This window comes from Arthrobacter sp. AG367, assembly GCF_007828995.1.
GTDB lineage: Bacteria > Actinomycetota > Actinomycetes > Actinomycetales > Micrococcaceae > Arthrobacter.
In genome coordinates this window covers 134,974-149,340 of sequence record NZ_VIVE01000003.1, presented here as the reverse complement: position 1 = coordinate 149,340, position 14,367 = coordinate 134,974, and the positions used below count along the sequence as shown (strand labels likewise).

15 protein-coding genes and 3 tRNA genes are annotated in these 14,367 nt (G+C 67.2%); 14 read left to right on the top strand and 4 right to left on the bottom strand.

What is annotated here, in order from left to right; genetic code table 11:
• Positions 1-23 precede the first annotated feature (23 nt).
• The 8 genes from FB478_RS10510 (at position 24) to FB478_RS10475 (ending at position 5,988) form a co-directional block, all read left to right on the top strand.
• Positions 24-392 (top strand): hypothetical protein, encoded by a 369-nt coding sequence (locus FB478_RS10510; RefSeq protein ID WP_018771636.1) that lies wholly within the window; start codon positions 24-26, stop codon positions 390-392.
• A 1-nt stretch (position 393) separates the two neighbouring features.
• A complete protein-coding gene (locus FB478_RS10505) occupies positions 394-1,524 on the top strand; it encodes an FAD:protein FMN transferase (protein ID WP_144600380.1) in 1,131 nt (376 codons plus the stop codon).
• Positions 1,517-2,074 carry a ferric reductase-like transmembrane domain-containing protein gene (locus FB478_RS10500; protein WP_223994590.1) on the top strand — a complete coding sequence of 186 codons (558 nt, stop codon included), beginning with the start codon at positions 1,517-1,519 and terminating at the stop codon, positions 2,072-2,074. The genes FB478_RS10505 and FB478_RS10500 overlap by 8 nt, the downstream gene beginning before the upstream one ends.
• Positions 2,071-3,393 carry an NADH-ubiquinone oxidoreductase-F iron-sulfur binding region domain-containing protein gene (locus FB478_RS10495; RefSeq protein WP_144600377.1) on the top strand — a complete coding sequence of 441 codons (1,323 nt, stop codon included), beginning with the start codon at positions 2,071-2,073 and terminating at the stop codon, positions 3,391-3,393. The genes FB478_RS10500 and FB478_RS10495 overlap by 4 nt, the downstream gene beginning before the upstream one ends.
• A complete protein-coding gene (locus FB478_RS10490; RefSeq protein WP_018771640.1) occupies positions 3,390-3,650 on the top strand; it encodes a ferredoxin in 261 nt (86 codons plus the stop codon). The genes FB478_RS10495 and FB478_RS10490 overlap by 4 nt, the downstream gene beginning before the upstream one ends.
• Before the next feature lie 28 nt (positions 3,651-3,678).
• Entirely contained in the window at positions 3,679-5,625 is a 1,947-nt protein-coding gene (dnaG, locus tag FB478_RS10485; protein WP_018771641.1) for a DNA primase, read from the top strand.
• A 93-nt stretch (positions 5,626-5,718) separates the two neighbouring features.
• Positions 5,719-5,791 (top strand) — tRNA-Asn (locus FB478_RS10480).
• A gap of 124 nt (positions 5,792-5,915) precedes the next feature.
• Positions 5,916-5,988: transfer RNA gene (locus FB478_RS10475), tRNA-Asn, on the top strand.
• A 72-nt stretch (positions 5,989-6,060) separates the two neighbouring features.
• On the opposite strand, the gene FB478_RS10470 is transcribed toward FB478_RS10475, so the two are convergent.
• From FB478_RS10470 to FB478_RS10460, 3 genes are all read right to left on the bottom strand, one after another.
• Positions 6,061-6,468 (bottom strand): hypothetical protein, encoded by a 408-nt coding sequence (locus FB478_RS10470; protein ID WP_018771642.1) that lies wholly within the window; start codon positions 6,466-6,468, stop codon positions 6,061-6,063.
• A 65-nt stretch (positions 6,469-6,533) separates the two neighbouring features.
• A complete protein-coding gene (locus tag FB478_RS10465; protein WP_018771643.1) occupies positions 6,534-6,758 on the bottom strand; it encodes a hypothetical protein in 225 nt (74 codons plus the stop codon).
• Between the two features lie 102 nt (positions 6,759-6,860).
• A complete protein-coding gene (locus FB478_RS10460) occupies positions 6,861-8,084 on the bottom strand; it encodes a multidrug effflux MFS transporter (protein WP_018771644.1) in 1,224 nt (407 codons plus the stop codon).
• Between the two features lie 181 nt (positions 8,085-8,265).
• Between FB478_RS10460 and FB478_RS10455 the strand changes: the two genes are divergently transcribed.
• From FB478_RS10455 to FB478_RS10430, 6 genes are all read left to right on the top strand, one after another.
• On the top strand, positions 8,266-9,117 hold the full coding sequence (locus FB478_RS10455) for a phage holin family protein (protein WP_026266129.1): 852 nt from the start codon (positions 8,266-8,268) through the stop codon (positions 9,115-9,117).
• Positions 9,118-9,183: 66 nt separating this feature from the next.
• Entirely contained in the window at positions 9,184-9,807 is a 624-nt protein-coding gene (locus FB478_RS10450; RefSeq protein ID WP_018771646.1) for a CDP-alcohol phosphatidyltransferase family protein, read from the top strand.
• The gene (locus FB478_RS10445) at positions 9,807-10,715 is read left to right on the top strand and encodes a DMT family transporter (RefSeq protein WP_018771647.1); all 909 of its coding nucleotides are present in this window, start codon (positions 9,807-9,809) and stop codon (positions 10,713-10,715) included. The genes FB478_RS10450 and FB478_RS10445 overlap by 1 nt, the downstream gene beginning before the upstream one ends.
• 112 nt (positions 10,716-10,827) lie before the next feature.
• On the top strand, positions 10,828-12,024 hold the full coding sequence (locus FB478_RS10440; protein ID WP_018771648.1) for a glycosyltransferase: 1,197 nt from the start codon (positions 10,828-10,830) through the stop codon (positions 12,022-12,024).
• A 74-nt stretch (positions 12,025-12,098) separates the two neighbouring features.
• A tRNA-Ile gene (locus FB478_RS10435) sits at positions 12,099-12,172 on the top strand.
• A 144-nt stretch (positions 12,173-12,316) separates the two neighbouring features.
• Entirely contained in the window at positions 12,317-13,507 is a 1,191-nt protein-coding gene (locus FB478_RS10430) for an acyl-CoA dehydrogenase family protein (protein ID WP_018771649.1), read from the top strand.
• 69 nt (positions 13,508-13,576) lie between these two features.
• On the opposite strand, the gene FB478_RS10425 is transcribed toward FB478_RS10430, so the two are convergent.
• Positions 13,577-14,188 carry a M23 family metallopeptidase gene (locus tag FB478_RS10425; protein ID WP_018771650.1) on the bottom strand — a complete coding sequence of 204 codons (612 nt, stop codon included), beginning with the start codon at positions 14,186-14,188 and terminating at the stop codon, positions 13,577-13,579.
• Between the last annotated feature and the right edge of the window lie 179 nt (positions 14,189-14,367).

Genomic DNA, 14,367 nt, shown 5'->3' with positions numbered 1-14,367 from the left:
GCCGCTAGGATCGGGAGCAGGTCATGAGTACTCGCAGCAGGGGCAAGCGCCTCGCCACCGGGATTACCGCGGCCGTGGGCGTTGGCAGTTTCGCCGCTGCCGGCGTGGCGGCGGCTGCCGTCTATGCTGCAACGCCGTCCGTGATAGCCAGGACCACCCACACCCAGGACAGCAGCACCCAGGACAAGAGCACCCAGGACAAGAGCACGCAGGACAAGAGCACCCAGGGGAGCACGCCCAAATCCGGTTCTTCCCGCTCTGACGGCGACGACTACGGAACCCGCAAAGACAACAGCACGCGCCGCTCCAAGAGCTATGGCAATAACGGCAGCACCAGTCCGGTCCAGCCCGGGAACGGCGGCACCGTCCATGGCAGGTCCTCAGGGTCCTGACGTGGACAGCGTAGATGTTTCCGGTACCGGGGTTGCTGGTTCCACCACCACCGGCGGCGCAGCAGCCTCCGTCGACACCATAACTCCGGAAGCCACAGCAACTCCGGAAACCACAGCGCAATCCACCTGGACAGTCTGGCAGTTGGACGCATCCGTGACCGTTACCGATCCCGGCAGGCTTGCCGCGGCGGAAGCCATTGTCCGCGGCGTGGTGGCCGCCGTCGACCTCGCCTGCAGCCGTTTCCGCGGTGATTCTGAACTGGTGCGGCTCCAGCCGCGAATGGCGTCGGGCGTCAGCGTAAGCCCACTGTTCCGGCTGCTCCTGGAACGCGCCCTGGACGTGGCGGAGATGACCGGCGGCGATGTGGATCCCACGCTCGGGGCAGACCTGGCAGCCCTGGGCCACGGCCCGGGGATGCAGGGCCTGCCCGGGCTGCACAGCGTGCCGGCGCTGCCCGCGCCGTCGCCGCACGTCCCGTTGCCGCCCGCCCCTGCTCCCAGGCTCCCGGGATGGTCCCGGGTAACACTCGATTCGGCCAAGCTGACCGTACCGGCTGACCTGCGCCTCGACCTGGGTGCGTCAGCCAAGGCTGTCGCCGCGGATCTTGCCGCCGCCGAGGTGCACCGGAAGCTGGGCTGCGGGGTCCTCGTGGGCCTGGGCGGCGACCTTGCGTCCGCAGGGCCGGGACCCACGGTGGAAGGGAACCCGGGCCAGTGGCAGATCCTGGTTCAGGACCTTCCCGCAGACCCAGCCCAACAAATCTCTTTGGCGCCGGGATATGCCCTGGCTACGTCCAGTACCCAAAAGCGCCGCTGGACGCACGAAGGGACGACCGTCCACCACATCCTTGACCCCCGCTTTGGCCTCCCGGCCGAAACAGTTTGGCGTTCGGTGACCGTGGCGGCCCTTACCTGCCTGCAAGCCAACGCGTTCAGTACTGCTGCCATAGTCCGCGGCTTCGCGGCCCTGGAATGGTTCCGGGCCGAAGGGATCCCGGCCCGGCTCGTGGACAGCAGAGGCAGGGTGACAACCACCGGTGGCTGGCCGGCCGGTGGCTGCCACCCTGCCGCAAACGCTGCAGGCACCAGCGCTGGAAGCTTCACGGCCGGTGGGGGTGTCCGCCATGGATGAAGCGATGTGGGCCTTTGGCCGCGTCAGTGGGTTTGTGTCCCTTGCCCTGTTCACCGGATCCGTACTGCTGGGGATCCTGAACCGGTCCGGCCGGCCGTTCATGGTGCTGCCCCGGTTTTCCATCAGCCTCCTGCACCGGAACATCTCCCTGCTCGCCACGGTCTTCCTGGGGCTGCACGTGGGCTCCCTGCTTCTTGACTCCTACGCAAAATTGAACCCGGTGGACATCGTGGTGCCGTTCCTTGGTTCTTTCCAGCCGTTCTGGCAGGGGCTGGGGACGGTGGCCCTGGACCTTGTCCTGGCTGTGGTGGTGACGGGGCTGCTGCGCCACCGGATCGGGCTGCGCAGCTTCAAGGCCGTCCACTGGCTCAGCTACGGCGTGTGGCCGGTGGCAATGGCGCACGCCCTCGGCAACGGCACCGACGCCTCAAGCGGCTGGTTCCTCCTGCTGGCTGTGGCGTCCGCGGTGGCTGTTGCCGCGGCCCTGCTGTGGCGGCTGAGCCCGTCCTTCCTCGAGACCTCGCATGCCAGGCAAGGAAACCTCCCGTGAGCCGTGACATCCACCCCCAGGTGGCCCCCGGGATCCAGCCGCAGGTGTCCCGGAAGGGCCACGATGACCCCCACAACAGCGGTCACCGGCCGGCATCCCGGGACAGCAGCCACCAGGAGCCGCGCCTCCTGGCCGCAGGCCCCGACGCAGGGTGGGCCCAGCACCTGGACACCTTCGGGCCCTGGGAGCCGCAGCCTGCCGCGGGCGGCCTGCTGGAGGCGCTGGTAGTGGCCGGACTGACTGGCCGGGGTGGAGCCGCCTTCGAAACCTGGCGCAAGGCCACGGCGGCCGTCGGCCCGGGCAGGAAGGGTTTGTTTTCCGCCAAACCTGTGGTGATCGCCAACGGCGCCGAAGGCGAACCGCTCAGCTTCAAGGACCGGACGCTCCTGGCCCATGCGCCCCATCTCGTCATTGACGGACTGTTGGTCCTGGCCGCTGCCCTGGGCGGCGCCGGCATGTACGTCTACGCGCCGGCGGCCAGTCTGCCCCGCATGCGGCAGGCGCTCAAAGAGCGCCCGGGGGCCGCGAAGATCCGCCTGGTGGAGTCACCCGAAACGTTCATCTCCGGGGAGTCAAGCGCGGTGGTCAACATGATTGCCAACGGTGCCGCCGTGCCCACGGACCAGCGCGGGCGCCTCAGCGAGTCGGGACTCAACGGCCGCCCCACCCTGGTGGCCAATGTCGAAACCCTGGCCCAGGTTGCCCTGATCGCACGCTACGGGGCGCAGTGGTTCCGCCAGGCCGGCACCGCAACGGATCCCGGCACCCGGCTGGTGTCCGTGTCCGGCCCCGCCCCGGTCCGGGATGTGGTGCTGGAGGTGCCCGGCGGCGTGCAACTTTCTGCGGTCCTGAAGGAAGCGGGGATGGATCCTGCCTCCTTGTCCGCCGTCCTGGTGGGCGGCTACCACGGCCGGTGGGTACGTCCCGGGGCACACGCCATCTCGCCCGCGGGACCGCCGGACCGGACCGCCCGGCCGGGTGCAGGAGTGATCCATGCCCTGGACCTCCAGGACTGCGGCATCCAGGCGACGGCCCGGATTGTCAGCTACCTGGCCAACCAGTCCGCCCGGCAATGCGGGCCATGCATGTTCGGCCTGCCGGCCATGGCATCCGTCCTGAACAGGATTGGCGGAGGGGAACGCAATCCCCGCTTGGCCTCCGAGCTGGACCGCCTGGGGCGGCTGGTTTCCGGCCGCGGCGCATGCCGGCATCCGGAGGGAACCACCGGACTGGTCAGCAGCGCCCTTGAGGTGTTTGCCCCGGACTTCCGGGCCCACCTTTCCGGATACTGCACGGGTCCGGGAGGCGCAGCGGCATGACGACGTACCTGCACATCGACTGGACCAGCTGTGACGGCCGGGGCCTGTGCACCGAACTTCTTCCCGGCGTGCTGGACCGGGACGACTGGGGGTATCCCGTGGCCCGCGGCAAGGCGGGCCGCGAACGCACGGACGTGCCCCTGCGGGAAGCCGACCGGGAAGCCGCCCAGGAGGCCGTCTTCCTCTGCCCCAAACTGGCACTGAGCCTGCACGGGAGGACGCCGCAGCAACCGGACCAGAAGGTGCCTGGCCGGTAGGGGCCAGGCCTGACACTAAGATTGCTGTGTGGCTGGGCTGATCAAACGTGAAGATATCGACGAAGTACGCCAGCGCACGGACATCAAGGAAGTGGTGGACGGCTACGTCACGCTCAAGGGTGCCGGGCTGGGAACCTTCAAGGGTCTGTGCCCCTTCCACGACGAGCGCTCGCCGTCCTTCACCGTCCGTCCCCAGGTAGGCCGCTACCACTGCTTCGGCTGCGGCGAGGACGGTGACGTCATTGCCTTCGTGCAAAAGCAGGACCACAGTTCCTTCCAGGAAGCCGTGGAAAAGCTTGCCGCCCGGATCGGCTACGAGCTCCGCTACGAGGACGGCGGGACCGGGCCCAACCGCGAGGAGGTGGGCCGCCGCCAGCGGCTCCTGGACGCGCACAAGATCGCGGACGAGTTCTTCCGCGCCCAGCTGCTCACCCCCGGCGCCGCCGAGGCCAGGAATTTCCTGTTTGGCCGGGGCTTTGACAGGGCAGCGGCGGAACACTTTGGCTGCGGGTACGCCCCGCAAGGGTGGGATGCCCTCCTGAAGCATCTCCGCGGCCGCGGTTTCACCGATGCCGAGCTCAAGCTCACCGGGATGTTCAGCGAGGGCAACCGGGGAATTTACGACCGTTTCCGTGGCCGCCTCATCTGGCCCATCAAGGACATGGCCGGCGACACCATCGGCTTCGGCGCGCGCAAGCTCTACGAGGACGATCAGGGCCCCAAGTACCTGAACACCCCGGAAACCACCCTCTACAAGAAGTCACAGGTCCTGTACGGCATCGACCTCGCCAAGCGCAGCATCGCCAAGGACCGCCAGCTGGTGGTGGTGGAGGGCTACACCGACGTGATGGCCTGCCACCTGGCGGGAATTACGACGGCGGTGGCCACGTGTGGCACCGCGTTCGGCACCGAGCACATCAAGATAGCCCGCCGGCTGTTGTCAGACGACGGCACCGGGGGAGAGGTGGTGTTCACCTTCGACGGCGACGCCGCCGGCCAGAAGGCGGCCCTCCGGGCCTTCGAGGAGGACCAGCGGTTCACCGCGCAGACCTACGTGGCCGTGGAACCCACGGGTGCCGACCCCTGCGACCTCCGGCTCAGCCGGGGCGATGAAGCCGTGCACGCCCTGATCCAGTCCCGGCGGCCGCTGTTCGAGTTCGCCATCCGCACCACGCTGAAGCAGTTCAACCTGGACACCGTCGAGGGCCGCGTGCAGGGCCTGAAGGCATCCGTGCCCGTGGTGGCGGCCATCCGCGACGCCTCCACCCGCACCGGCTACTGCCAGGCGCTGACCGGCTGGCTGGGCATGCCGGACCCCAACGAGGTCCTGCGCCTGGTCAATGCGGCCGTAAAGCGCGGAGACACGGGGCGCCCCGCCGCACCCGGCCAACAGCAGGGGGGAGGGGCTGCCCACCCGGCCACTGCCAACTCCGCCACCTCCCAGGCCGGCGGGCCCGGCGTGGCTGCCGGGCCGTCGTCGGGCGCTGTGCCCTCCTACCACCGCCCCGACCCGCGGGACCCCGTGGCGTCCATGGAACGGCAGGCGCTGGAAGTGGCGCTGCAGCAGCCGTCGCTGCTGGCCGGTGGGGTTTGGGAGCGGTTCGCCGCCGCCAGGTTTGCCACCCCCGCCTTCCAGGCCGTCCATGACGCCATGCGCGCCACCGGCCCCGGGCTTGTGGGCGATCCCGTGCGCTGGGTGGAGCACGTCATGCACGAGGTTCCCGAGCCCCTCCGCCCGCTCGTCTCGGAGCTTGCCGTGGTGCCGCTGCCTGCCCACACGGAGGAAGCCGTGCTGAAGTACTGCCGCGACATCCTGTCCCGGCTTTTCGAACTCCAGATCACCCGCGTCAAGGCGGACAAGATGGGCCAGCTGCAGCGCCTGGACGCCGCAACGGATCCGGAAACCTACCAGCGGCTCAACCGTGAACTGATGATGCTGGAGATGGAACGCAGGGCACTGCGCGCGGAGACGTAGGCGGGAGCCTGGAGCGGGCGGGCGTGGCAGAGGTCACCGGCCGCCCGATTTCGTTTCCGCCGCAGGTGTTTGCTAGGCTAATACCCGCTTCATTCCTCCTTAGCTCAATTGGCAGAGCATTCGACTGTTAATCGAAGGGTTGCTGGTTCAAGTCCAGCAGGAGGAGCTTCCAATCCCCGTTCCGGCCTCCGGAACGGGGATTTTTTGTCTCCCATATGGGGCGTGTGGGCCCGTGAAACCGCCGATTTCCCTTGGGCCGGAATCCTTTGCTAATGTCGTACCTGCTTCATTCCTCCTTAGCTCAATTGGCAGAGCATTCGACTGTTAATCGAAGGGTTGCTGGTTCAAGTCCAGCAGGAGGAGCGCTACGAAAAATCCCCGTTCCTCCACTCGGAGGAACGGGGATTTTTTCTTTCCGCGGGGCGGGAAGCCGGGCTAGACGAAGTCCATTTCCACTTGCAGGAATCTTTCGGCCTCGGCAATTGCTGCCTCGAAGGCCTCCTTCTCGGTAGGTGACTTCCGGGGCTCACGGGGGTTCCATTCGTGCGGAGCGGAGTGGATCCTGACAAAACCGGCGTCCGGCGGGGCGTAGAAGATGCCGAACCGCTGCACGGGCCATTCCGGCGAGGTCTCCGGCGCCACCAGCAGGGCTGCATTGAAGGCGGGGTTGAACCATTGGGCGATGGGCCGGCGCCGGTCTTCGGTGAACAGCCCGGCCGCGTACAGTGCCGCCGACTGCTGGCCCGCCTGCGCGCACAGCCGCTCCCACCACAGTGGCAGGATTCGGGCGTCGCACCGTTGCCATGTGGCCGGAAGTGGCGGTTGGTTCTGCCAGCTGGACACGGGATTATTTTATCCCTGCAGGCAGCCGCAGGGGCAGGGAAAGCCGCCCCGGTGCGGCATGTCGGTCAGCGGCGGTTCCTGCGCCCGCGCTTCTCTGGTCCGTCCTTCCCCGGTCCACCCTTCCCCGGTCCAGGGTTCACGCGGTAGAGGAGAGCGGCGCCTGCCAGCATCCCCAGGACGATGCCGATGGCAGGGTTGCCAAGGGCGCGGCCGGCGAAATAGCCCACGACGGCGCCAAGCACCGCCCCGAGGAAAAGTCCCCTGCCGTTGCGGTGCGGTTTGCTGCTCATGGGCTGCCTTTCACAGGACGGCTGGAACGTGGAGTGGATTGACGGGGCTCAGTGGATCGGAGGGGCTCAGTGGATTGAAGGGGCTCGGTGGATTGAAGGCACTCAGTGGATTGAAGGTACGGTGCGCGGCCGGACCACCAGCCAAAGGGCGGCGATGGCCAGCAGGATGCAGGAGGCCTGCACCGCACCCATCGGCGCGGCGCTGGTGATGCCCAGCCAGCCCACCACGGGCGAAATCAGTCCTGCCATGAGGAACGTGGCCGCACCCAGCAGCGATGCCGCAGTCCCGGCCTGGGCCGCATGGCCCGCCAGCGCCAGCACCTGCACGCAGGGGAACATGAAGCCCGTGCCCAGGATGTAGAACCACAGCGGGACCATCACGCCCCACAGCCCAAGGCCCGCCCGGTCGAACACCACGATCAGCAGGCCCATCAGGAACATCCAGGCGGTGGCCCCGGCCAGGATCCATTGCGGCGGGACGATCCTGATCAGCCGGGCACTGGTCTGCACGCCGGCCACGATGCCCAGGGAATTGATGCCGAACAGCAGCCCGTACTGCTGGGCAGAGAATCCGAACACTTCCTGGAACAGGAAGGGGGAGGCGGAGAGGTAGGTGAAGAGGCCGCCGAAGTTGAAGCCGGCCACCATCAGCAGCCCCACGAAGATCCGGTCGCTGAAGAGTGCCTTGTAGCGCTGCCGGGCCGTCATGCCGCTCTGGCCCCGCTTCTCCGGCGGAAGGGTTTCGCGCACCAGGAGGAGGGCGGCCACGATCACCAACGTCCCGTATACCGCCAGGAACACAAAGATGCCGGGCCACGGCATCACCAGGAGCAGCTGTGAGCCGATGACGGGGGCCAGGATGGGTGCCAGCCCGTTGACCAGGGACATCCGGGAGAACATCCGCACCATGGCATAGCCGGAGAACAGGTCACGCACCATGGCCATGGCCACCACGCCGCCCCCGGCCGCGCCGACCCCCATGAGCACACGGAAGACTCCCAAGGTGGCGATGTCCGTGGACAGGGCAGCACCCAGGGAGGCCGCAATGTGCACTGCCGTGGCCAGGATCAGCGGGGTCCGCCGGCCGAACCTGTCACTGAAGGGACCCACCACCAGCTGTCCAAACGCAAAACCGACCGTTGTCCCGGCCAGGGTGAGCTGGACCTGCGCCTCGGTCACCCCCAGGCTTGCCTCCAGCGCGGGAAAGGCCGGCAGGTACAGGTCGATGGTGAACGGGCCGAGGGCCGTGAGGGCGCCCAGGAGGAGGATGTACAGGAGCTTGCGGCGGCGGCTCAGCAAGTCGCCCGGATTGGGGGGATTGGTCACGGAGAACAATCCTAGGCCCGGCCACGGCAGTTTTTGCAGCGTTGTAGGCCGCGCCGCCCGGCAAGCCCCCAAGTTCGCCCTGAACCTGAATGGTAGTTTGGGTGGCGTGGACTGTGCGGCTGCACATTTCCGCAGTAGACGGAAGCAGTATGTGACCCATGAGACCAGTAAGGCGGAACCGATGAGCGGACGTCACAGCGGGCGTACCAGCCCCGGATTGCGTATCACTGCGCTGCCCGGGACGGCAAGACTCCTATTCCGGTTGGCGCCCCGCCAGCTCAATGACGAGATCGCATTCGCCAAGATCGAACTCAAGCGCAAGGGAATCCAGGTCGGCGTGGCTGCGGCCTTCTTCGCCGTGGCGCTCCTGTTCCTTGCCTTCCTGGTGGTGGGCCTGATTGTCGCAGCCATCATGGGACTGGCCACCATCATGCCCGCCTGGTTGGCAGCCCTCCTGGTGTCCGCCGCTTTCCTGCTGGTGGCCCTCATTGGCGGACTGGTTGGCCTCGCGAGGTTCAAGAAGGCCATGCCGCTGATGCCGGAGGAAACCATCCGCGGCATCAGGCACGATATCGGCGTGGCCCGCGAAGGGTCCGCCTTCAACCCGGCTGTGCTGGATCCTGAAAGCCCGGAGGGCAAGGCTGCGAAGGCCGCCAAGGCTGAAGCAGCTGCCAAGGCCAAGGCCGAGAAGGCGGCAAAGGCCGCCGAGCACGACAAGGAATTCCCGCACGCGTCCGAGCCCGAGCTTGTCCGCCGGCTCAGCCAGCGGCGCCACCACATCACCGAGGTCCGTGACGAACTCGGCGTGGAGCTGGACCTCAAGACGCAGGCCCGCTACGTGCTGGCCGCCGCCCAGGTCAAAGCCCGCGAGAGCCAGGTGCTGGCGCAGCGCGGTGTGGAGGCCGCGGGGCAGAGGTTCGCGGCGTTGTCCGGATCCGCGGACCTGTCCACGCGGTGGAAGCCCCTGGCAGCTTTCGTGGCAGCCGGAACCGTCCTAGTGGTCCTCCTCCGAAAGCTGCTCCGCTCCAACTAGGCCGTTTCCGCTCAACAACTCATGACCGAAAGACCGCCACGCGGCGCAGGAAGGAGAGGGGGACGGGTGAAGTTCATTGGTGCAGGTGCCCGCCCCGGCCGTCCGCAGGTGGACCACGACCTCGTACTCACCATCCCCAACCTGCTCACCGTGGTGCGGTTCATGGGCGTTCCGCTCTTCATGTGGCTCGTCCTGGCCCAAAAGGAATATGGAGCCGGCGTGGTCGTCCTGGCAATCATGGCCGGAACGGACTGGATCGACGGCTACATTGCCCGCCGCTTCGACCAGGCCTCCAAGCTCGGCAGGGTCCTTGACCCGATCGCCGACCGGCTGGCCCTGCTCGCCGTAGCGTTCACCCTGGTGATTGCCGGCGTCGTGCATTGGCTGTACCTGGCCGCGCTGGTAGTCCCCGACGCCGTCCTGCTGGTCCTGACGCTCTCCCTTTTCCGCGGGCACCCGGATCTTCCTGTCAGCGTGGTGGGCAAGGTTCGGACCGGGCTGCTGCTCCTGGGAACGCCGCTGCTGGTCCTCTCCCGCCTGGACACCGGCTTCGCCGGCCAACTCTTCATCGCCGCCTGGGTGGTGCTGGGCCTTGGCCTGGTTGGCCACTGGGTGGCCGCCTACAACTACTTCTGGGCCATCCTGCGAAAGGGCAGGGAACTGAAACAGCACGACGGCGGGAACGGCTGATGGTGTGGGTTGCCGTCGGCCTGGCGGTGCTGGGCGCCTTCTGCCTGGCCTTGGGCGCCCAGCGCCAGGGCAGCGCTGTCAAAGCCGACACCGGCGGCCTCGCCCTGAGTTCCAACGGGTTCCTGCGCCTCCTGCGCAACCCCCGGTGGATGTTCGGGCTCCTGCTGCTCTGCACCGGAATGGCCATGAACGCGGTGGCCCTGGTCTCCGCGCCGCTCACCGTGGTCCAGCCCATCGGCGCCATCGCCCTGGTGATCACCACCGTGGTCAACGCCCGGGACCAGGACCTGACCATCAACCGTGCCACCACCGTGTCCATCGCCGCATGCGTCACCGGCTCGGCGCTCTTTGTCCTCCTGGCGGTCAACGTCACCCAGGAGAGCCACCACGTCAGCCTGGCGGACGAACTCACCATCGTGCTGCTGCTCGCCCTGGCGGTGGGCCTGTTCGGCACGCTGGCCGTGATGTTCAAGCACCGCATGAACGCGTTCGTCTACATCCTCGGCGCCGGTATCCTGTTCGGCTTCGTCGCGGTCCTGACCAGGATCATCGGCAAGCACCTCCTGGACCCCAACGGCCTGTTCCTGCTGAACGTGCAGTGGTACTCGGTGGTGGCCATCGTCGCGGCCGGCGGCCTGGGGTCCTGGTTCGTCCAGAGCGCTTACTCCACCGGTCCGCCGGACCTGGTGATAGCCGGCCTCACGGTTGTCGACCCCATGGTGGGCATCGCGATCGGCATCATCATCCTGGGTGAGCTGCGTCCCGACGTCCATGCCGTCATGGCGATTGCGATGGGAACGGCCGCCTGCCTTGCTATCGTTGGGGTTATCGCCCTTTCCCGGCACCACCCGGAGGTCACCAAGCGCAAGAAGGACGCTCGGAAGGCCGCCGGCAGGCCGTCCCACTAGCCCATTCCAGCAATTCCAAGCAATCCCACGAGGCCGCGGGCCAACTGCGCCGCCGGCCAACCGTGCTGTCAGTTCCACGCTGCCCGCACCGTGACCATCAGGAGTACTCCATATGACCACGCCAGCCGACCAGCGCCCCCTGACCATCCTGATCGCGGCGGACACCTATCCGCCGGACGTGAACGGCGCGGCACAGTTTGGATACCGGCTGGCCAAGGGCATGACTGCACGGGGACACGACGTCCATGTTCTGGCGTCCCGCGACAGCAAGGGAAAGAGCTTCACCGAGTTCCGCGAGGAAGCAACCGTGCACCGGCTGCGCTCGCACAGGGCTTTCACCCACGAGACCTTCCGCCTCTGCTTCCCCTGGGAAATCAAGAAGGACATCAGCCTGCTCTTCGACCGGGTCAAGCCGGACGTGGTGCACATCCAGAGCCACTACATGATCGGCGAGCACGTGCTCTATGAGGCCGTGAAACGCGGCGTCAGGATCATCGCCACCAACCACTTCATGCCCGAAAACCTCAACCCCTTCCTGCCCTTCCCGCAGTGGTTCAAGGACATCATCGGGCGCGTCTCCTGGAAGGACATGGGCAAGGTCATGGGACAGGCAGACGTGGTGACCACCCCCACGCCCCTGGCCGCCCGGGCCATGCACGACCATGCCTTCCTGCGGAAAGTCCTCCCGCTGTCCAACGGCATCGACTCCGCAGCCTACGAACTCAAGCCGGGCGAACACATCGAGCCCCATGCCAACCCCACCGTCCTGTTTGCCGGACGCCTGGCGGAGGAAAAGCATGTGGACGTGCTCATCGAGGCCATCGGCAAGACCCCGCCGGAGCTGAACGTCCATCTGGAGATCGTGGGCGGCGGCGAAGTGCGCTCCGCCCTCGAGGACCTGGTGCGGCGTCTGGGGCTGGGAAACCGGGTGAAGTTCCTGGGCCTTGCCAGCGACGAGGACCTGCGTAAGGCCTACATCCGGGCGGACCTGTTCTGCATGCCCGGAACGGCGGAATTGCAGTCGCTGGTGACCCTGGAAGCGATGTCCGCCTCCACCCCGGTGGTCCTTGCGAACGCCATGGCGCTGCCGCACCTGGTGCGTGACGGCGAGAACGGGTATCTGTTCACGCCCAACGACAGTGACGACCTCGCCAAGAAGATCACCCAGGTCCTGGAGCTGCCCAAGGAAGAACAGCGCGCCATGGGCCGTGCCAGCCGCCACATGGTGGAGCCGCACAGTATCCAGACGACGCTGCAGACCTTCGAGGACCTCTACCGCGGCGCCACCTACGAGGACAAAGTGGTCTGAACCCTTTCCCGGGTTTGCTAGAGTGTTTCTGCCCTGCCGGAGCGTGGCGTTTGACCACGTGTCTGCGGGGGTTTGGGGCTATAGCTCAGCTGGTTAGAGCGCGGGACTCATAATCCTAAGGTCCTCGGTTCAAGTCCGAGTAGCCCTACCGCCAATCGACAACCGCGGCCGACGATCTTCGTTGGCCGCGGTTTTCTTGGTTAACCCCGCCTCCTGCGGTATGTTACTGACCAGTAACATACCGTGCTCCGCTCCGCGGCATGGTCAGCGCTGATCACCAAAGAAGGTACCCATGGCCAGCTCCGCAGCCGATCCCCACGAACTTCCCTACGCCGACGGGGATTTCTTTGCCTTCGAACAGCTTCTCTCCGGCAAGGAACAGGACCGCCTCGCCGAGGTCCGCGACTTCCTGGCACGTGAGGTCAGGCCCATCGCGGTGGACTGCTGGAACCGCGGTGAGTTCCCCGCGGACCTGGTGCCGAAGCTTGCCGGCCTGGACCTGGTCAGCCCCGTCCGCCGGCAGGGGTACTCCAACCTCTTCGCCGGCATGCTGCACGCCGAGGTCACCCGTGCCGACGCCTCCATCGCCACATTCCTGGGCGTGCACGACGGGCTGTTCACCGGTTCCATCGAGCTGCTGGCGTCCCAGGAGCAGAAGGACGCGTGGCTTCCCGACATCTACTCGCTGAAGAAGATCGGTGCCTTCGGCCTGACCGAGCCGCTGGGCGGCAGCGATGTTGCCGGCGGAACGCGCACCACGGCGCGGAAAGACGGAGGCAACTGGATCCTCAACGGGGCAAAACGGTGGATCGGCAACGCCACCTTTTCCGACTGGGTGGTGGTGTACGCCCGGGACGTGGCGGACAACCAGGTCAAGGGCTTCATGGTGGACACCACGCTTGACGGGTTCAGCGCGACGAAGATCGAGAACAAGATCTCCCTGCGCACCGTCCAAAACGCCGACATTGTCCTGGCGGACGTGGTGGTCCCGGAACGCTTCAAACTGGCCAACGCCAACAGTTTCCGGGACGTCAACAAAGTACTCAAGGCCACCCGCCTGTCAGTCGCCTGGCAGGCCGTTGGTCTCCAGCTGGCCGCGTTCGACGTTGCCCGCCGCTATGCCGTGGAGCGCCACCAGTTCGGCCGCCCCCTGGCTTCCTTCCAGCTCATCCAGGACCAGCTGGTCCGGATCCTGGGCAACACCGTCAGTTCGACAGGGATGATGGTCCGGTTGTCACAGCTGGAGGACGAGGGCGCGGCAAGGGACGAACAGTCGGCGCTGGCCAAGGCTTTCGCCACGGCGCGCATGCGGGACAGCGTGGCGCTGGGCCGCAGCATCCTTGGCGGCAACGGAATCGTGACCGACTTCGAGATGGCCAAGATCTTCGCCGACGCCGAGGCCATCTACTCCTACGAGGGCACAGCCGAGATCAACACGCTGGTCACCGGGCGGGCCATCACGGGCATCTCGGCCATCGTCTAGCCGGCATTCCCAAGGTGCGACCCCACCGCCTGGCCGCCACCGACCCGCCGCCCCCGACGGGACTGCAGGTCACGGCGGGCCTGGCAGCGGAAGCAGGATGGACGGGCGAAGGTCCAGGACGAACTGCAGCGGATTGACGTAGTCCTCTCCGTCCCGGACTCCCCAGTGAAGGCACTGCGCCGCCGGGCAGTGTCCCGGCAGCACGGCCCCCACCACCTGGCCCGCAGTTACGGTGGCCCCGACTGCCAGGGTGCTCTCCACGGGTTCGAAACTGCTCCGCAGTCCACCGCCATGGTCGATGGTGATCACGGGCCGGTCCACCACGACCCCCACGAAGCCCACCGTTCCCGCCGCGGGGGACGTGACGGGAGCCCCGGCCACGGCGAAACCCAGGTCAACGCCCCGGTGGCCGCTGAGCCAGGGCTTTGGCGGGGGATTGAAACCGCGCAGCACAGGCGGGCGCGGTGCCAGCGGCCACTGCCAGGAAGGTGCTGCACCCGCCGCGGCAGCCGCCGTCGTTCTGTCCCTGTGGATGGTTGCCGCGCGGGTGGATGCCTGGAGTGTGGATGCCTGGAGTGTGGCTGCCTGGAGTGTGCCAGCGCCGGACGGCAGGGCCGGGCCGGGCGAGGCCACGGACGCAGGCAACAGCAGGAGTGCGGCCAGGAGCACCGGTGGTTTCATGGGACCAGCCTGCCCGGCCGCGCGTGGTACCGGCAGGGCATTTTCCGCCTATGTGGACAACCACCTGGCGGCGTGCGCCGGCAGCGCCGGGTGTCCGGTGGAAGGGGACGCCTGTAGTACACTTGATGGAGCAGTTTGCTGCGCCCTCAACGCTTCCCGTCCCAGTGGTTTACCCCCGC